The organism is Pectobacterium aroidearum (assembly GCF_041228105.1).
Lineage (GTDB): Bacteria > Pseudomonadota > Gammaproteobacteria > Enterobacterales > Enterobacteriaceae > Pectobacterium > Pectobacterium aroidearum.
Genome location: NZ_CP166097.1, coordinates 2,121,093 through 2,139,256 on the forward strand (window position 1 = coordinate 2,121,093; position 18,164 = coordinate 2,139,256).

14 protein-coding genes are annotated in these 18,164 nt (G+C 54.9%); 10 read left to right on the top strand and 4 right to left on the bottom strand.

The features are described from left to right. The first annotated feature begins 87 nt into the window (after positions 1 to 87). The 3 genes from ycfP (at position 88) to AB8809_RS09845 (ending at position 3,308) form a co-directional block, all read left to right on the top strand. On the top strand, positions 88 to 630 hold the full coding sequence (gene ycfP, locus AB8809_RS09835; protein WP_015840698.1) for an alpha/beta hydrolase YcfP: 543 nt from the start codon (positions 88 to 90) through the stop codon (positions 628 to 630). Between the two features lie 366 nt (positions 631 to 996). Further along, positions 997 to 2,301: an NAD(P)/FAD-dependent oxidoreductase gene (locus AB8809_RS09840; RefSeq protein WP_180777881.1), complete on the top strand. Its 1,305-nt coding sequence runs from the start codon at positions 997 to 999 to the stop codon at positions 2,299 to 2,301. 467 nt (positions 2,302 to 2,768) lie between these two features. After that, the gene (locus tag AB8809_RS09845; RefSeq protein WP_039505960.1) at positions 2,769 to 3,308 is read left to right on the top strand and encodes a glycine zipper 2TM domain-containing protein; all 540 of its coding nucleotides are present in this window, start codon (positions 2,769 to 2,771) and stop codon (positions 3,306 to 3,308) included. Positions 3,309 to 3,391: 83 nt separating this feature from the next. Here the strand turns inward: AB8809_RS09845 and AB8809_RS09850 are convergent, their stop codons facing one another. Further along, positions 3,392 to 4,585: an MFS transporter gene (locus AB8809_RS09850; protein WP_349856091.1), complete on the bottom strand. Its 1,194-nt coding sequence runs from the start codon at positions 4,583 to 4,585 to the stop codon at positions 3,392 to 3,394. A gap of 40 nt (positions 4,586 to 4,625) precedes the next feature. Then, complete coding sequence (locus tag AB8809_RS09855) at positions 4,626 to 5,834, bottom strand: MFS transporter (protein ID WP_349856090.1); 1,209 nt, start codon at positions 5,832 to 5,834, stop codon at positions 4,626 to 4,628. Between the two features lie 135 nt (positions 5,835 to 5,969). On the opposite strand from AB8809_RS09855, the gene AB8809_RS09860 reads away from it, so the two are divergent. Next, positions 5,970 to 6,560, top strand: coding sequence for a TetR family transcriptional regulator (locus AB8809_RS09860; RefSeq protein WP_349856089.1), 591 nt, complete (start codon positions 5,970 to 5,972; stop codon positions 6,558 to 6,560). Positions 6,561 to 6,622: 62 nt separating this feature from the next. Here AB8809_RS09860 and yegD read toward each other — a convergent pair whose 3' ends face one another. Next, entirely contained in the window at positions 6,623 to 7,975 is a 1,353-nt protein-coding gene (gene yegD / locus AB8809_RS09865) for a molecular chaperone (RefSeq protein ID WP_349856268.1), read from the bottom strand. Positions 7,976 to 8,252: 277 nt separating this feature from the next. Between yegD and AB8809_RS09870 the strand changes: the two genes are divergently transcribed. Together AB8809_RS09870 and AB8809_RS09875 are read left to right on the top strand one after the other, a co-directional pair. Further along, on the top strand, positions 8,253 to 9,263 hold the full coding sequence (locus AB8809_RS09870; RefSeq protein ID WP_349856088.1) for a helix-turn-helix domain-containing protein: 1,011 nt from the start codon (positions 8,253 to 8,255) through the stop codon (positions 9,261 to 9,263). Positions 9,264 to 9,449: 186 nt separating this feature from the next. Continuing rightward, positions 9,450 to 10,289 (top strand): oxidoreductase, encoded by an 840-nt coding sequence (locus AB8809_RS09875; RefSeq protein ID WP_349856087.1) that lies wholly within the window; start codon positions 9,450 to 9,452, stop codon positions 10,287 to 10,289. Between the two features lie 126 nt (positions 10,290 to 10,415). Here AB8809_RS09875 and mfd read toward each other — a convergent pair whose 3' ends face one another. Then, positions 10,416 to 13,868 (bottom strand): transcription-repair coupling factor, encoded by a 3,453-nt coding sequence (gene mfd, locus AB8809_RS09880; protein WP_349856086.1) that lies wholly within the window; start codon positions 13,866 to 13,868, stop codon positions 10,416 to 10,418. A 142-nt stretch (positions 13,869 to 14,010) separates the two neighbouring features. On the opposite strand from mfd, the gene lolC reads away from it, so the two are divergent. The 4 genes from lolC (at position 14,011) to nagK (ending at position 18,156) form a co-directional block, all read left to right on the top strand. Continuing rightward, positions 14,011 to 15,213 carry a lipoprotein-releasing ABC transporter permease subunit LolC gene (gene lolC / locus AB8809_RS09885; RefSeq protein WP_349856085.1) on the top strand — a complete coding sequence of 401 codons (1,203 nt, stop codon included), beginning with the start codon at positions 14,011 to 14,013 and terminating at the stop codon, positions 15,211 to 15,213. After that, positions 15,206 to 15,913: a lipoprotein-releasing ABC transporter ATP-binding protein LolD gene (lolD, locus tag AB8809_RS09890; RefSeq protein ID WP_015840687.1), complete on the top strand. Its 708-nt coding sequence runs from the start codon at positions 15,206 to 15,208 to the stop codon at positions 15,911 to 15,913. The genes lolC and lolD overlap by 8 nt, the downstream gene beginning before the upstream one ends. Further along, positions 15,910 to 17,157, top strand: a complete 1,248-nt coding sequence (gene lolE / locus AB8809_RS09895; RefSeq protein WP_181844747.1) for a lipoprotein-releasing ABC transporter permease subunit LolE — start codon at positions 15,910 to 15,912, stop codon at positions 17,155 to 17,157. The genes lolD and lolE overlap by 4 nt, the downstream gene beginning before the upstream one ends. Positions 17,158 to 17,241: 84 nt before the next feature. Then, on the top strand, positions 17,242 to 18,156 hold the full coding sequence (gene nagK / locus AB8809_RS09900; protein WP_349856084.1) for an N-acetylglucosamine kinase: 915 nt from the start codon (positions 17,242 to 17,244) through the stop codon (positions 18,154 to 18,156). Positions 18,157 to 18,164: the final 8 nt, after the last annotated feature.

Here is an 18,164-nt window from a genome sequence, read left to right on the forward strand (position 1 = left end):
AGGGAAGCCAACGCACAAGCAGCTTGAAGTATGACGGGTATAAAAATGGCGAGAAATAGGCAACCCAGTCAGTGGTGAGGATGAAAGATGATTATCTATTTACACGGTTTTGACTCAACCAGTCCCGGTAACCATGAAAAGGTCCTACAGCTTCAGTTTATTGATGAAGATGTACGGCTGATTAGCTACAGCACGCTGCATCCGCGTCATGACATGCAACATCTGCTAAAGCAGGTGGATAAGATGATTCAGCATTCTGACGACGATCGTCCGCTGATCTGCGGCGTGGGATTGGGTGGTTTCTGGGCAGAACGGGTCGGTTTCCTGTGTGACATACGGCAAGTCATCGTCAATCCTAACCTGTTCCCGCAGGAAAACATGGGCGGGAAAATTGATCGCCCGGAAGAGTATGTAGATATCGCCACCAAGTGCGTGGCGAATTTTCGTGAAAAGAATCGCGATCGCTGCATGGTGATGCTCTCCCGCCATGATGAAATGCTCGACAGCCAGCGCAGCGCGCAGATGTTGGGAGCGTATTACGAGATTGTCTGGGACGACATTCAGACGCATAAATTCAAAAGCATCTCCCCCCATTTGCAGCGGATCAAAGCCTTCAAAACGCTGGGTTAAGCCGCTTTAGCGATGATGTGTTAATCGCTGCTCGTCATTCCTTCTGATGCCCTCGTTTGGGAGCGTTCGGGAGGAATAACGCGATTTATTTACTTTTCTTAGTGCGTGCCGTGAGGCATTTGCACACGATTCAGCATTTTTTCTTCACACCGACTTCCGCTAATTCACTGAAATAAAGATGGAATTTTTTCGGTAAAAACCTGGGTGACAAAATAAATTGATATATATCAATTTTGGTATGACCAAATAACCTAGCGTGCTATTCTTGCTGCAGATATCAGGCTTAACTTACGCGAACCCTATGTTATATAAGGATATTATTTTTTACTCTTTATTAACCATTGGTTCACATTTTAGGGGGTCATTTTGACATCACCAACCAAAAAAATTGTCATTGTCGGCGGGGGAGCTGGCGGACTTGAACTTGCTACAAGTTTGGGCCACAAGTTAGGACGCAAGAAAAAAGCAGAGATCACGCTGGTGGATCGTAACCATAGCCACCTGTGGAAACCGCTGCTGCATGAAGTAGCAACCGGCTCGCTGGACGACGACATGGATGCGCTAAGCTATCTGGCGCACGCCCGTAACCACTATTTCCAATTCCAACTGGGCATGCTGACGGATATTGACCGTGAGCAGCAGCAGATCCAACTGGCCGAAGTGTGTGACGAACAAGGCGACGTTCTGGTTGCGGCGCGTCGTATCCCGTATGACATTTTGGTGGTGGCGTTAGGCAGTGCCTCGAATGACTTCGGTACGCCGGGCGTGAAAGATCACTGTATTTTCCTGGATAACCCGAAACAGGCCCGTCGTTTCCATAATGAAATGCTGAATTTGTTCCTGAAATTCACGGCGAATCAGGATGAAAAAGAGCGGGTGAATATCGCGATTGTGGGCGGCGGTGCGACGGGGGTTGAACTGTCTGCGGAACTGCATAACGCGGTGAAACAGCTGCACAGTTACGGTTTTGACGGGCTGGATAACCAAACGCTGAACGTCACGCTGGTGGAAGCGGGTGAGCGTATTTTACCCGCGCTGCCGCCGCGTATTTCCGCGGCAGCACATCAGGAACTGAACAATATTGGCGTCCGTGTGCTGACAAAAACCATGGTGACCAGCGCGGAAAGCGGCGGCCTGAATACGAAGGACGGTGAATTTATTGAAGCCGACCTGATGGTGTGGGCAGCAGGGATTAAAGCTCCGGATGCGATGAAAGAGATTGCAGGTCTGGAAACAAACCGGATTAACCAACTGGTGGTTGAACCGACGCTACAGACGACGCGGGATCCCAACATTTTCGCTATCGGCGACTGTGCCTCCTGCCCGCAGGAAGGCGGTGGTTTCGTGCCACCACGCGCGCAAGCGGCTCACCAGATGGCGTCTCGCTGCCACAGTAACATCATTGCGTTGCTGAACGGACAGACGCTGAAACCATACGTCTATAAAGATCACGGTTCTCTGGTCTCGCTGTCTAAATTCAGTACAGTGGGTAGCCTAATGGGGAACCTGATGCGGGGATCGGTGATGGTAGAAGGGCGGATTGCGCGTTTCGTTTACATCTCCCTGTATCGTATGCACCAGGTTGCTCTGCATGGCTATGTGAAAACGGGTCTGATGATGCTGGTCGGTGGGATCAACCGGGTGATTCGCCCGCGCCTCAAATTGCATTAATCCACAACGGCTGACATCCTTCTGATACGGGCGTGAACGTGAGTTTGCGCCCGTATTGTTTTTCTCATCTGCCTGCTTTGGTTCTCTCGAAAAAACGTGCCCCCCTATCAGTACGTTCACAAGACTTTGTCCCTTAGCCGTACCTCTATTCGCCGTGTTACTGAGCCCCTGAAATAACAGTATAAAATATCGTCCTATTAGCAATTCCAGTTAAGATAATTCCCAAATGACGCTTTTATGTTACGAATCTGACACTTTTGGTTAATTAGTCTTATTGCGAGAGTGTGAAACATTGTGCAGACTTTCCACTGTTTACAGATGGCGTAGCACGCACGTCGAAAATTCTGAATGCTGATATTCAGAAGGAACCATCGGACTCATCGCGTTAAACGCGAGCTGGCGTAAAGCAAATCTTACGACGGGGTTGCAGATGGGGAATGCGTGAGAATAGATTCGGGAGGTATCCTGTGAACAAATCAATGTTAGCGGGTGTAGGTATTGGTGTGGCTGCTGCATTGGGTGTGGCGGCGGTGGCGAGTATGGACGTGTTCTCCTCTAAACCTCAGTTTGCACAGGTGCTAACGGCAACACCGATTAAAGAGACGGTCAAAACGCCTCGTCAGGAGTGCCGTAACGTAAACGTGACGCATCGTCGTCCGGTACAGGATGAAAACCAGATTGCTGGCTCGGTGCTGGGTGCTGTCGCGGGTGGTGTGCTGGGGCACCAGATTGGTGGCGGACGCGGTAAAGATATCGCGACGGTAGCGGGTGCACTGGCGGGCGGTTATGCCGGTAACCGCGTACAAAGCGGTATGCAGGAAAATGATACGTACACGACACAGCAGCAGCGTTGTCAGACGGTGTACGACAAATCACAAAAAGTTTTGGGTTATGATGTCACCTATAAAATCGGCGACCAGCAGGGTAAAATCCGCATGGATCGCGATCCTGGCACACAAATTCCAGTGGACAGGAACGGTCAGTTGATTCTGAATCAGCAGAGTTGATTTACCCTACGTCTACGTTTTTGCGCTGACACCATCTCTAAAAACCGCGAGACACCTGAATAAGGTGCTCGCGGTTTTTTTCATTATCCTATTTTGTTGTTTTCGATCCGCGTCATGCTCAGGGATAACAGCAAGGCGACAACGGCACATCCACCTGCGAGCCAAAGCGTTGTGATTAGCCCTGAGCTATCTACGACTTGGCCACCAGTCCATGACCCGAGTGCGATGCCAATATTGAAAACGCCAACATACAGTGCGGCGGCAATTTCTACGTCGTGGGGTGCCGCCTTCATCATCCATGTCATCAACCCGACGGACACGCCGCCGTAGGCCAGCCCCCAGGCTAGCAGCGTCACGCCGCCACCGATGTGTGAGGCACCGATGGTCAGGAACAATATCGGGGTCAACAGCAGCCCCAGTGCGATCGCCATCAAGGCTAGTGCCGTGCGCTTTGCCGCGATGAGTCCCGCCAGAAAATTGCCGACGATGCCTGCAATGCCATAAGCGAACAGCAGTGCGCCAATCCATCGCACCTCGAATCCTGATACCGAGAGCAGAAGCGGGCGCACGAAGGTAAAGGCCATGAAGTGTCCGGCGACCAGTAGCAGCGTCAGAATCAATCCGACTTGCAACTTACGGTTGGTCAGCTGTTTGCCGAACTGATGTACGGTGACTGAATGGGCAACGGGCAACGCAGGTATGACCGCGAGGTGGAGCATTAGTACCAGCCCGCTAAACATAGCCATGCCGCCGAAAGCCCAGCGCCACCCGACGACATCGCCGATCAGTGCGCCGAACGGTACACCCAGTACGGAAGCCGCTGCGACGCCGCCAAAGATAATCGATGTTGCCAGTCCGATGGCGTGCTCGGGAACAAGTCGGGCAGCCAGACCGCCGGCAATCGCCCAGATGCCACCCATGCAAAAACCTACCAGCACGCGCGCAGCCAGCATCCAACCTATATTCGGTGCCAGTGCCGAGGCGATGTTGGCGATGACCAGCAGCGTCAGCAGCCCACACAGAATTCGGCGTCTATCTATGCCGCCGGACACGATCACCACCAGCGGGGCAAACAGTGCAGCCAGCAGGGCGGGCAGGGAGATCATTAAGCCTGCAGTTCCGGTAGAGGTATGCAACGTATCGGCAATCGGGTTCAGCAGGCCGACTGGAAGCATTTCCGTCGTGACTACAGAGAAGGTTGCAAGGCCGACGGCGGCGACGGCCAGCCAGAGATGCTGTGCAGCCCTGTTCATCGGGATAGATGAAGACGTATTCATAGTTCAGTCCTTAATCGGGGAGAAGAGCGTCATGTCACCGTCAGGCGGCATTGGCAAGAGAGGCGGCGTTTGCCCGCAGACGCAGATAGCCCCACAGCGCGACCAGCAGCACCAACGCGCCAGCGCACAGTGCCACGGTGAACCCAGCCCGCGCGCCTCCGTTATCAACAACGTGACCTGATACCGCTGCGCCTAGCGCCACGCCGATATTTAGCCCTGCCAGCAGCCAGGTCATGCCTTCGGTTAGACGGTGCTCGGGCACCAGACGCTCGACCAGCGACATCGCCACGATCATGGTCGGGGCGAAGAATAGCCCGGCGATCAGGACGGCCATTGCCAGTGCGGGAATGCTGCCAACGAATAGCAGAGGGAGCGTGGTGATTGCCGTAGCCAAACCGCCCAGCAACAACAGGCGGTGTAGTGCGGTTCGCAGCTTGAGAGCGCCGAACAGCAGTCCGGCCAGACAGGAACCTACGGCATACGCTGACAAGACCAGACTGGCCGCCACTGGCTGACCACGCTGCGCGGCGAAGGCGACGCTGACGATATCTACGGTGCCCACGATGATACCCATCGCGACCATCAACAGCGTCAGCAGGCGTATGTTGGCCTGTTTGAACACCGAACCGGAACGATCGGTGCTGGTACTCATTGCTGCCACAGGTGGCTCGGTGCTGCGTTGTGTCACCAGCGCAAACACGCCGATAGCCAGCAAGAGCGCTGCTGCCAGCGGGCCAGCCTGTGGAAACACGGCGACGGACAGCCCGACAGCTAGCGGTGGCCCGGCGATAAAGGTGACTTCATCGAGCACGGCTTCCAGCGAGTAAGCGGTTTGCAGGCGGGGATCTCCCCGATAGATCGCCGTCCAGCGTGCGCGCACCATCGCCGATAGACTGGGCATGAAACCGGCCAGTAAGGCACCGATGAATAAGGTCCACTCCGGTGCCTGCAACCAGGAACAGGCAAGCAGAAGCAGCATGCCGATCGCGCTGACGGCGGTTGCGATGGGCAACACGCGGCTTTGCCCGTAACGATCGACCAGACGGGAGATCTGCGGTGACAGCAGTGCGTAGGTCAGGACGAAGGTGGCAGAGACTGCGCCAGCCAGCGCATAGCTGCCGTGCAGTTGCGACAACAGGGTGATAATGCCGATGCCTGTCATGGGCAGCGGCATCCGTGCCAACAGGCCAGCCAGCGCAAAGCCTTTTGTGCCGGGCGCAGAGAAAAGCTCGCGATATGGGTTAACCATCTTGTTCTCCAAAGTGAATCCGCTTGCCACCACATCGCGGCACAGCGACAATACATACAAGGCGTATGAATAAAAGCATATATTCATACGGAGTGAATGTAAATAATCATACGGTATGTATGTAAAGGAGTGTCGATGGTTCGTCGTACCCGTGCTGAAATGGAAGAAACCCGTGCTACGCTGCTGGCGACCGCCCGTAAGGTCTTCAGCGAACGCGGTTATGCGGATACCTCAATGGACGATCTTACCGCGCAGGCGAGCCTGACCCGTGGGGCGCTTTATCACCACTTTGGTGATAAAAAGGGGTTGCTGGCGGCAGTGGTGGAACAGATCGATGCCGAGATGGACGAACGACTGCAAGTCATCTCCGACACTGCCGAGGATGCCTGGGACGGCTTTCGCCGTCGTTGCCGTGCCTATCTGGAAATGGCGCTGGAACCGGAGATTCAGCGGATTGTGCTGCGCGATGCCCGTGCCGTGTTGGGTGGTGCCTCACCGGATTCACAGCGCCATTGCGTTGAGTCGATGCAGCGGCTGATCGATAACCTTATCCGGCAAGGTGTAGTGGCTGAAGCCGATCCACAGGCGCTGGCATTCTTAATCTATGGCAGTCTGGCCGAAGCGGCATTCTGGATTGCGGACGGAGAGGATGGTAATGCGCGGCTGGCACAAGGCGTTGCCGCGCTGGAATTGCTACTACGGGGGCTGTTAGTCAAGCCACACTAGTTAATCAAAAATAAATAACACGATGGCCTGACGAGACGGATAGCTTACGTCTCGCCTTTGGCTTAACGGCGAAAGATAATCTCTGCCCAGCGCGCCAGTCCGGCGGTAACAGAACCAAAATCATTACCGCTGGCGATAGGAATATCGGGAAGCAATTGCTGAATGGCCTGACGCAACAGGGGAGAGCGTGCGCTACCGCCGGTCAGGTAAATGACTTCCGGGCGGGTTTCGCTGGTTTCTAACGCCAGCGTTACCTGCTGCTGAATGCGAGTCAGTGGATTATTGATGGCGGCGTTGAGTTCGTCCGCATGAATGCACGTTGCCAGACCTGACTCGATAAAGTGCAAATCGGCCGCCGTCTCCGACTGATGGGACAGGGCAATCTTGCTCTCTTCCGCCAGTTGAATCAGACGGTAGCTCAGGCGCTGTTGCCACACGGTCAGCAGTCTTTTCACCAGCTCGGGCTGGCGGGCATCGCGGATCATTTCGTTGATTAATGCGCGGCTGGCGGTGCTATGGAACTCTTTTTGCGCCGGAATATCGTTAATCGCGACGGCATTCCACCAGGTCATGATCGGCAGAGCGATGCCTTTTTCCGACTCGCTATTCATGCCAAGCAGCGGCATGAGCTGTTTGAACGCGAGCATGATGTCCAGATCGTTACCGCCAACGCGGCAGCCGCTATGTCCTAGCAGACTTTGCGCGCGTTCGTGCTGCTTATGCCACTCTGGCCCCATCAGCAGCATGGAACAGTCGGTGGTTCCGCCTCCGATATCCACGACCAGCACGCGTGTCTCTTTCGTCAATGTCGATTCGAAATCCAACCCGGCGGCGACGGGTTCAAACTGAAAGACAACGTCTTCAAACCCGGCACGGTGTGCCGCACGATCTAAAATCCCTTGCGCCTGCTGGTTGGCTTCTTCGCCCCCGATGCTCTGGAAGTTAATCGGGCGACCGATAACGGCCTGACGAATAGGCTGGTCAAGCTGGCTTTCTGCCTGCTTGCGGATATGCAACATCATCGCGCAAACCAGATCTTCAAACAGCGCGATTTGCTGCGCTTTCAACCCGACAGCTCCGAGGAAAGATTTCGGCGATTTAACGAACCACGTCTCTTCCGGGTCATCCATATAGTGGCGTAACGCCTCGCGTCCGAACTTCACGCTATCGGGCTGTACGCGAATATCTTCCTCGCGGTTATAGCTGATGGCACGTTTGAGCAACAGCGCGTTCTCGCCCTCAGCGCTGACCTGATGGTGCCGCCATAACCACTCGCTCACGGCTTCACGTACGGGCGCGCACAGCAGAGAAGAAAGATAAGGAGAATCCTTTTCCAGCGACAGGAGCCGTGGTGTACCTGAATCCATCACTGCCACGGAACAGTTCGCCGTGCCGTAGTCAAAACCGATAAACATCGTCGTGCCCCATGCCATAAAAATTTCCGGGAAAAGCGTTTAACGTCGCACCGGCGACGGCCCGGAAGGGAGGCCGCCAGAAATGGCAGGCCATAAAAAAAGGTGGCGACTTTACTGCGTTCTGGCAGGGCTTGTAAAGTCTGATGTATCGCCCGGCGATGGCATGAATTGCCACCATTCTGGCGCATATAGCAAGTTTTCTGCCCTTATTTTACCCTAGAATGACAGTTTGCTTATCAACCGACGATGCCATCACCAGATGGTCTGAGAAGTGAAGATGACACGCAGCGAAATATTTTTTCTCAACGCGGGCTGGAAGATCTTGTTGAAGGATTTGGGTGTTCGGCCTGTGAATGTAATGCGCAGGGCTGGTCTGCCGGATGATTTATTGTCGAGAAGCGCTGTGGGGCTCTCTACGGCAGAATATTTTCGCTTTTGGCAGGGGCTTGAAGAGGAGGTCGGTGCACCGTTATTTCCTCTGGATATTGTGAAAAAGGTTTCCGCTGACTTTTTTGATCCTCCACTTTTTGCCGCGCTGTGCAGCACCAGCCTGATGCAGGCCGCTCAACGACTGGCAAAGTACAAGCAGTTGATGGCTCCGATGCGTCTGGATATCCGGGTAGGTCAGGATGGTAATATGACGCTGGCACCTGTCTGGCTGTATGCACAGAGTGAGGTGCCATTCTCATTGCAGATTGCTGAGCTTGCCTTTTTTATTCGTTTGGCGGAGCTGGGTACGCGTGAATCTGTCAATGCGCTTCATGTTGCTCTGCCGGTGCTCCCGCCGTCGCCGTATTCTCGCCATTACACCCATTTCTCTGGGTGTGACATTGTGCATGGCCCACAGCCGTTAATTACTTTTTCATCCACCGACAGCCTGCGTCCATTCCTCACAGCCAGTGATGGAATGTGGAAGATTTTCGAGCCTGAACTTCGCCGCCGCCTGAGTGAACTGGATGAGAAGGCCAGTATTACCGAGCGTGTTCGGGCGCTGCTATTGGAATTGTTGCCCGGTAATAGCGCAGGTGTCGCTGTGGTTGCGGGCCGACTGGCGATGAGCAGGCGGACACTCCAGCGGCGTCTGGAAGAAGAAGGAGAAAGCTTTCGCTCACTGCTGAACGGTACGCGTGAAAAACTGGCGCGACATTATCTCGAGAGCACATCAATGCCCGCAGGCGAAATCGCTTTTCTTCTCGGATTTGACGATCCGAACTCTTTTTACCGCGCGTTCCATGAGTGGACGGGTCAGACGCCGGACAGCGTTCGCAATACGGCACACTTACACTGACAAACCGCCTTACCGTAACAACGCCACGCTATTTGAATACCGACGTTGGCTATTGGCGCATAAGGCAAGTGACATGGCACAATACGCTATCCCCGTGGTTGACAGTGTCGCCTAAAGTACATCACAAGGACGATGATGAGCACATCGCGTGCGTCACCGTGTTATGTCAGCAATAAGGGCCAATGTATGAAATCAAAAGTTATTCTGGTGACTGGCGCCTCCTCGGGGATTGGTGAAGCGACCGTTATGCGTTTAAAGGCCGCCGGCCATACTATTTATGCTGCTGCTCGTCGGGTCGAGAGGATGCAGAAACTGGCAGAGGCGGGGATACGTGTACTGCCGCTGGATGTGACAGAGAGTGTCTCGATACAGACGGTGGTGGATACCATCATTGCCGAATGTGGGCGTATCGACGTTGTGGTAAACAATGCGGGTTATGGTTCCTATGGCGCTGTGGAAGAGGTGTCTCTAGAGGAGGGACGCGCCCAGTTTGAGGTGAACGTCTTTGGTGCAGTACAGCTAACGCAACGGATACTGCCGCATATGCGGGCACAACGTTCTGGCACCGTGATTAACATTACTTCGATGGGAGGGAAGATTTATACACCTCTCGGTGCCTGGTATCACGGAACCAAATTTGCACTGGAAGCGATCAGCGACTGCCTGCGTCTGGAAGTGGAGCCTTTCGGTATTGATGTCGTGGTCATTGAACCCGGTGGCATTAAAACCGAGTGGGCAGATATTGCCGCCGCGAAACTGTTGGGTGTATCAGGGGACGGAGCCTATGCAAAACAGGCACAGGCGATGGCCGATTCCATGGTGAGTGAAAGTAGCCGGAAACGCCAGTCTTCCCCGAATATGATTGCTGACACTATCGCTCTGGCAGTGAGCGCTCGTCGGCCCAAAACACGCTATGCCGTCGGTTTTGGTGTAAAGCCGATAATGTGTATACGTCGGCTGCTATCAGACCGTGCCTTTGACCGCTTCATGCGTATGGCGACCGGTATTTCTCGCTCAACTAAATGAGATAAAAAGGAAATGAGATGAATTCCGACGTAGCGTGGCCTGCCACCGGCGTGACATGGCTACAGCACGGGAGCGGTTGGTATAAACGGGAACCTTCAGGTTCCCGTTTATACTCGTCAAAGCGAATTATGCCGCCAGCGTATGCTGCGCCATGTTCCCCAACAGCGAACCGATAAACTCAATGCGCTGCGGGCGATCGCTTAAATCCTTCATAAATTTCAGGCGGGTCGGGCCATCAAGACGGTAGGTGCCCGGGTCGCGCTGTAGCAAGCCGATGAGGTGAGAGGGATCGACGCGATTTTGCTCGCTGAATTCGATAAATCCACCTTTCTCATTGCCTTCAATACGGCGAATACCCAGCGCTTGCGCCTGCTGGCGCAGGGCAGCAATCTGCAACAGATAGCGGCTTGCATCGGGCAGGAGGCCGAAACGATCGATCAGCTCGACCTTCAGCTCATCCAGCTCGTCGCTGGTTTTCGCACTGGCGATACGTTTGTATAACGACAGGCGCGTATTGACGTCGGGAATGAAATCATCGGGTAGCAGGGCAGGTAACCGTAGTTCGACGTCGGTCTGGCTGTTGATCAGATCTTCCAGCGACGGCTCCCGACCTGCTTTCAGAGCATCGACGGCGCTTTCCAGCAGTTCCATATACAGCGAGAAACCGACGCTGGTCATCTGTCCGCTCTGGTCTTCTCCAAGCAGCTCGCCTGCGCCGCGGATTTCCAGATCGTGCGTTGCCAGCGCAAAGCCTGCGCCGAGGTCTTCCAGCGAAGCGATCGCTTCCAGACGTTTCTGCGCATCGGTACTCATCGCTTTGGGGTTCGGCGTCAGCAGGTAGGCATAAGCCTGATGATGGGAACGCCCGACGCGGCCACGCAACTGGTGTAACTGCGCCAGACCGAAGTGGTCGGCACGCTCGATGATGATGGTGTTGGCGCTCGGGATGTCGATCCCGGTTTCGATGATGGTGGTACACACCAGCACGTTAAAACGCTGGTGGTGGAAGTCGTTCATGACCCGTTCCAACTCACGTTCACGCATCTGGCCGTGGCCGATAGCGATACGTGCTTCCGGCACCAGTTCCGCCAGTCGCTGAGTGGCTTTTTCGATATTTTCGACATCGTTATAGAGGTAATACACCTGCCCACCGCGCAGGATTTCACGCAGGATGGCTTCGCGTACCACCAGATTGTCATATTCGCGCACGAACGTTTTTACCGCTAAACGACGGGCAGGGGGCGTGGCGATGATCGACAGATCGCGCATCCCGCTCATCGCCATGTTGAGCGTGCGCGGAATCGGTGTAGCGGTTAGCGTCAGGATATCGACATCCGCCCGCATCGCTTTGATGCGCTCTTTGTGACGCACGCCGAAGCGGTGTTCTTCGTCCACAATCAACAGCCCTAAATCGCGCCAGCGCACGTCGCTCTGCAACAGCTTATGGGTGCCGATCAGAATATCGACCTTGCCTTCCTGCGTTTCCTCCAGCACCTGAGTTTGCTCACGGGCGCTACGGAAGCGGGAGATCATTTCAATCTTCACCGGCCAGTTGGCAAAGCGATCGCGGAAGTTGTCAAAATGCTGTTGAGCCAACAGCGTCGTTGGCACCAGAACGGCAACCTGCTTGTGGTTTTCAACCGCCAGAAACGCGGCGCGCATCGCCACTTCGGTTTTACCAAAACCGACATCGCCACACACCAGACGATCCATCGCCAGCGGCTGACACATGTCGCTCAGTACGGCGTTGATGGCCTGCGCCTGATCGGGGGTCGTTTCAAAGGGGAAGCTTTCGCAGAAAAGCTGATACTGCGTTTTGTCATGTTTAAAGGCAAAACCGCTTTTCGCTGCGCGCTGAGCATAAATATCCAGCAGTTCGGCGGCGACATCACGTACTCTTTCCGCCGCTTTTTGCCGTGCGCGCGACCACGCATCGCCACCCAGTTTATGCAGCGGTGCATTTTCATCGGCACCGCCTGCGTAGCGGCTGATCAAATGCAGTGAAGAAACGGGGACGTACAGCTTGTCTTCGCCCGCGTAGGTCAAAATCAGGTATTCAGCCTTGATGCCACCGGCTTCCAGCGTTGTCAGCCCAGCATAGCGACCAACGCCGTGTTCAAGATGGACGACGGGCTGCCCCGGTCGCAGTTCCGCCAGATTGCGGATCAGCGTATCGGTATTGATCGTGCGGCGATTATCCTGACGACGACGGCTAACGCGTTCGCCCAGCAGATCGCTTTCGCAGATTAAGGCGCGCTGGCGCAGCGTGTCGATAAAACCGTGCTCGCTGGCACCGATGATCAGGTAGGTGCCACGCTCCTGAGCCTGTTCCAGCGTGCTGATGAGCGTAGGATTCAGTTTGATGCGTGCCAATAGCTCTTGTAGCGTTTCGCGACGGCCTTCGCTCTCGACGGAGAAAATGACCTGACCTTCTGACTGTTCAATGAAGCGGCGCAGTGCATCCAGCGGGGATTTCTGTTGATGCTGAATCGCCATCTCTGGCAACGGCAGATAGGCCAGATTCACGTTGGCGGCTTTTTCCGGCAGAGTATCGGTTCTCAATTGTACGCGCGGCCACGCTTTCAGCTCCGTGAACAGACCTTCTACCCGCAGCCAGAGTGAGTCTGACGGCAGTAATGGGCGCATGGGATCGACACGGCGGCTTTCAAAGCGCTGCTGAATATCCTGCCAGAAGCGCTCGGCGCTCTGTTCGATATTCCCCGTGTTGACGATCAGCGTGTTATTAGGGAAGTAACTGAACAGCGATGGCAGCGGCTCACTGAAGAATAACGGCTGCCAGTATTCGATCCCTGCGGGCCAGACGCCTTTGCTGACCTGTTGATAGATGTGCTCGGCATCGCGCCGTACCTCGAACTGTTCGCGCCACTGGCTGCGAAAAAGTTCGATGGCGGTTTTATCCGTTGGGAACTCGTGCGCAGGCAGCAGATTAATGTGCGGCACTTCATTCAGCGTGCGCTGCGTATCCACATCGAACAGACGCAGACTGTCGATCTCGTCATCAAAGAAATCGATGCGATAAGGTTCTTCGCTCCCCATCGGGAACAGATCTAACAACGCGCCGCGCGTGGCATATTCACCGTGTTCCATGACCTGATCGACACTGCGATAGCCCGCCTGCTCCAATTGCGAACGCAGCTTATCGCGCGCGAGGCGCTGGCCTTTTTTCAACACCAACGCATGGCCGTGCAGGAAACTGTGCGGACAGACGCGCTGCATGAGCGTGTTAACCGGCAGAATCAGAACGCCGCGCGTCATGTTGGGGAGTTGATAGAGCGTGGAAAGGCGAGTCGAAATAATCTCCTGATGCGGAGAAAAACTATCGTAGGGCAGCGTTTCCCAGTCAGGCAGTGTGGTGACGTGCTGGTCGGTAAATTGCTGAATCTCATCGCGTAAGCGCAGGGCATTTTGCATATCGGGAGCGATAAGCACCACCAGCCCGGCGTGGCGTTCAATAATCTCTGCACATTCAACGGCGCAGGCAGCGCCGGTTAACTGGCCCAGCAGGCGCTGCTCACCGGCTTTGGATGGCAGCGAATAACGGTAATTTTCAGGCATCATCTGATTATCGGGTCTCGCCTCCCTGCATCCGGCCAAGAATAAGAAAAAGCCGTAGAGTGAGGGTGTTAGGGTTCCATAAAGCAGTACTACCCTTTATTATCCTTGATCACTTTGCTTTGGCAACCTTATCCAGACGGATTTCATGTATCAACCTGTCGCTTTATTTATTGGCCTGCGCTACATGCGTGGGCGTGCATCAGACCGCTTCGGCCGGTTTGTCTCCTGGTTATCCGCCATTGGTATCACGCTGGGCGTGATGGCGCTGGTCACCGTGCTTTCCGTGATGAATGGCTTCGAGCGCGAACTGGAAGACAATATTCTGGGCGTGATGCCTCAAGCGGTCATCTCTACGCCGCAAGGTTCGCTGAACCCGGCGTTGATTCCTGCTTCCTCCTTAGACTCGCTGGACGGCGTGACGCGCATTGCGCCGTTGACGACGGGCGATGTGGTGCTGCAAAGCGCCCGCAGCGTTGCCGTGGGCGTGATGTTAGGGATTGATCCTGACGAGCAGGAGCCACTGTCGCGCTATCTGGTCAACGTCAAACAGCAGCAGCTGCAACCCGGTCAGTATCAGGTCATTTTGGGCGAAAAACTGGCCGCACAGCTAGAGGTTAAAGCTGGCGATCAGATTCGCATGATGGTGACGAGTGCCAGCCAGCTAACGCCGATGGGGCGTATTCCCAGCCAGCGTATCTTCACCGTTGTCGGCACCTTTGCCGCGAACAGCGAAGTGGATAGCTATCAGCTGTTGGTCAATCAGCAGGATGCCTCTCGATTGATGCGCTATCCGGCGAACCACATTACCGGCTGGCGTTTGTGGCTGGAAAAACCGCTGTCGGTTGATACGTTGAGCACGCAAACGCTGCCGGAAGGCACGGTCTGGAAAGACTGGCGCGAACGTAAAGGCGAGCTGTTTCAGGCCGTGCGCATGGAGAAAAACATGATGGGGCTGCTGCTCAGCCTGATCGTGGCCGTGGCCGCTTTCAACATTATTACCTCACTGGGTTTACTGGTGATGGAAAAACAGGGTGAAGTCGCCATTTTGCAAACGCAGGGGCTGACTCAACGCCAGATTATGGCGGTGTTTATGGTGCAGGGGGGCAGCGCTGGCGTGATTGGCGCGTTGTTAGGGGCAGTGCTGGGGACGCTATTGGCCAGCCAACTGAATACGCTGATGCCAATACTGGGCGTCTTGCTCGATGGCGCCGCGTTACCTGTGGATATTGATCCCGCGCAGGTGGTGACCATTGCCATTTCCGCGATGGTGATTGCTCTCTTATCAACACTTTACCCGTCATGGCGCGCCGCCGCCGTTCAACCCGCTGAGGCTTTACGCTATGAGTAATTTATCATTATTGCAGTGCAACAACCTGTCCAAGCGCTATCAGGACGGCAAGCTGTCGACTGACGTGTTGCGCGACGTCTCTTTTGAGATGAGCAGCGGGGAGATGATGGCGATCGTCGGGAGTTCCGGTTCGGGCAAAAGTACGTTGCTGCATGTGCTGGGCGGGTTGGATACGCCGACGTCGGGCGAGGTTATCTTTAAAGGTCAGTCGCTGAATACGCTCTCGGCGGCGGCAAAGGCAGATTTACGCAACCGCGAGCTGGGTTTTATTTATCAATTCCACCATCTGTTGCCGGATTTCACCGCGCTGGAAAATGTGGCGATGCCGCTGCTGATTGGTAAAGTGCCAACCTCGCAGGCGCAGGATAAAGCACGGGAAATGCTGGCGGCTGTCGGGCTGGAGGCGCGAAGCCACCACCGTTCGTCGGAGCTGTCCGGCGGTGAGCGGCAGCGTGTCGCTATTGCACGAGCGTTGGTTAACAGCCCGTCGCTGGTGTTGGCGGACGAACCGACGGGTAACCTTGACCAACGCACGGCGGATACCATTTTCGAACTGCTGGGAGAGCTAAACGTCCGGCAGGGCACTGCGTTTTTGGTGGTGACGCACGATCTGCAACTGGCTAGCCGACTGAACCGCCAACTGGAAATGCGTGATGGTCAATTGCAGCAAGAGCTGACCCTGATGGGAGCGCGGCAATGACATTTCCTCCGCTCTCGTTGCTGATTGGCCTGCGTTTTAGCCGTGGCCGTCGGCGTGGCGGCATGGTTTCGCTGATTTCAGTTATTTCGACGTTAGGGATTGCCCTCGGCGTGGCGGTGTTGATTCTTGGCCTGAGTGCGATGAATGGCTTTGAACGTGAACTGAATAACCGCATCCTCGCCGTCGTGCCACATGGCGAGATCGCGCCGGTCAATCAACCTTTCGACGGCTGGCAGGACATCCTGCCTAAAATCGAACAGGTGCCTGGTGTTGCAGCCGCAGCGCCTTATATCAATTTCACTGGTCTGCTTGAGAACGGTGCCAAACTTCAGGCGGTTCAGGTAAAAGGCGTCGATCCGCAGCAGGAGAAACGTCTCAGCGCGCTGCCTAATTATGTTCTCAATGATGCCTGGCAGCGGTTTCACGCGGGCGAACAGCAGGTCATCATTGGGCAAGGTGTGGCAAAGGCGCTGAATGTTGCGCAAGGGGACTGGGTCACGGTGATGATCCCGAACAGCGACCCGGAAATGAAGCTGATGCAGCCTAAACGCATCCGGCTGCACATCAGCGGCATCTTACAATTGAGCGGCCAGCTCGATCACGGTTTAGCGCTGATTCCACTTGCGGATGCCCAACAGTATCTGGATATGGGGCAGAGTGTAACGGGAATTGCGATCAAGGCTAACGACGTGTTCTCCGCCAATAAGCTGGTGCGGGATGCAGGTTTAGTCACGAAGTCTTATGTCACTATTCGCAGTTGGATTGGCACCTATGGCTATATGTATCGGGACATCCAGATGGTGAGAACTATCATGTATCTGGCAATGATCCTGGTGATTGGCGTGGCCTGTTTTAATATTGTTTCAACGCTGGTGATGGCGGTGAAGGATAAAAGCAGCGATATCGCGGTCCTGCGTACGCTGGGAGCATCAGACGGACTGATTCGAGCGATCTTTGTGTGGTATGGGCTACTGGCCGGACTGCTGGGCAGCGTGATAGGTGCGGTGATTGGCGTGATAGCTACCTTGCAATTGACGCCAATTATTCACGGCATTGAAGCCCTCATCGGCCATAAGCTGTTGTCTGGCGACATCTATTTTATCGATTTTCTACCGTCAGAATTGCACCTGATGGATGTCTTTATCGTATTAGGAACCTCGCTGGTACTGAGTCTGATTGCCAGCTGGTATCCGGCACGGCGCGCCAGCCGGATTGACCCTGCCCGCGTCTTGAGCGGACAGTAAGCCAAGCCAACGCACATGCGGCTTGAGAGATGACGGGGATAGTCCCTATCGTGTGGGAAAGCGATCACACCCTAAGGAGCAGTCATGTACTACGGTTTTGACATGGGCGGAACGAAAATTGAGCTGGGCGTGTTCGACGCCGAGCTGAACAAAGTATGGCAAAAGCGGGTGCCGACACCGCGTACGCATTACGATGAGCTGCTCACTATGCTGGTTGATCTGGTGCATGAGGCCGACGCACAGGTCGGTGTACAGGGCAAGGTCGGTATTGGCATACCGGGAATACAAACGGGCGATAACGACGCGCTGTTTACCGCTAATCTGCCTGCGGCGATGGGCAAACCACTGCGTACGGATCTGTCGCAGCGTTTGCAGCGAGATGTTCGTATCAACAACGATGCCAACTGCTTTGTGCTGTCGGAAGCGTGGGACGCGGAATTTCGTTCCTATCCTGTCGTTTTGGGCCTAATTCTGGGGACGGGGCTGGGTGGTGGACTGGTGATTAACGGGCGTCCGGTGGACGGGCGCAACGGTATCGCCGGTGAGTTTGGTCATCTCCGCCTGCCGTCCGACGCGCTGGATATCATCGGTGTGGATATTCCCCGCGTGAAGTGCGGCTGTGGGCAATCTGGCTGCATTGAGAATTATATTTCCGGCCGTGGTTTTGAATGGCTATATGAGCATATGTATGGTGAAGCTCTGCCTGCCGTAACCATCATCCGGCACTATCGTGGTGGAGAGGAAAAAGCACGAGAATTTGTCGACCGTTTTATGGATTTGCTGGCGGCCTGTTTGGGTAACCTGCTGACCCTATTCGATCCGCATCTGCTGGTGCTAGGCGGCGGCCTGTCGAATTTTGATGAAATTTATCAGATTCTGCCGACGCGTCTTCCTTCACGACTTTTACCGATTGCGAAACTGCCACGGATAGAGAAAGCGCGTCACGGTGATGCGGGCGGCGTACGTGGCGCGGCGTTGCTACACTTAATGGATAACTAGCTGGAGAA

Excerpts from the sequence above, each read along its gene's own strand:
- AB8809_RS09850 (WP_349856091.1), bottom strand. The coding sequence starts at position 4,585 with ATGAATACGTCTTCATCTATCCCGATGAACAGGGCTGCACAGCATCTC.
- lolD (WP_015840687.1), top strand. The coding sequence starts at position 15,206 with ATGAGTAATTTATCATTATTGCAGTGCAACAACCTGTCCAAGCGCTAT.
- mfd (WP_349856086.1), bottom strand. The coding sequence starts at position 13,868 with ATGATGCCTGAAAATTACCGTTATTCGCTGCCATCCAAAGCCGGTGAG.
- lolC (WP_349856085.1), top strand. The coding sequence starts at position 14,011 with ATGTATCAACCTGTCGCTTTATTTATTGGCCTGCGCTACATGCGTGGG.
- AB8809_RS09875 (WP_349856087.1), top strand. The coding sequence starts at position 9,450 with ATGAAATCAAAAGTTATTCTGGTGACTGGCGCCTCCTCGGGGATTGGT.
- AB8809_RS09870 (WP_349856088.1), top strand. The coding sequence starts at position 8,253 with ATGACACGCAGCGAAATATTTTTTCTCAACGCGGGCTGGAAGATCTTG.
- lolE (WP_181844747.1), top strand. The coding sequence starts at position 15,910 with ATGACATTTCCTCCGCTCTCGTTGCTGATTGGCCTGCGTTTTAGCCGT.
- AB8809_RS09860 (WP_349856089.1), top strand. The coding sequence starts at position 5,970 with ATGGTTCGTCGTACCCGTGCTGAAATGGAAGAAACCCGTGCTACGCTG.
- nagK (WP_349856084.1), top strand. The coding sequence starts at position 17,242 with ATGTACTACGGTTTTGACATGGGCGGAACGAAAATTGAGCTGGGCGTG.
- yegD (WP_349856268.1), bottom strand. The coding sequence starts at position 7,975 with ATGTTTATCGGTTTTGACTACGGCACGGCGAACTGTTCCGTGGCAGTG.
- AB8809_RS09855 (WP_349856090.1), bottom strand. The coding sequence starts at position 5,834 with ATGGTTAACCCATATCGCGAGCTTTTCTCTGCGCCCGGCACAAAAGGC.
- ycfP (WP_015840698.1), top strand. The coding sequence starts at position 88 with ATGATTATCTATTTACACGGTTTTGACTCAACCAGTCCCGGTAACCAT.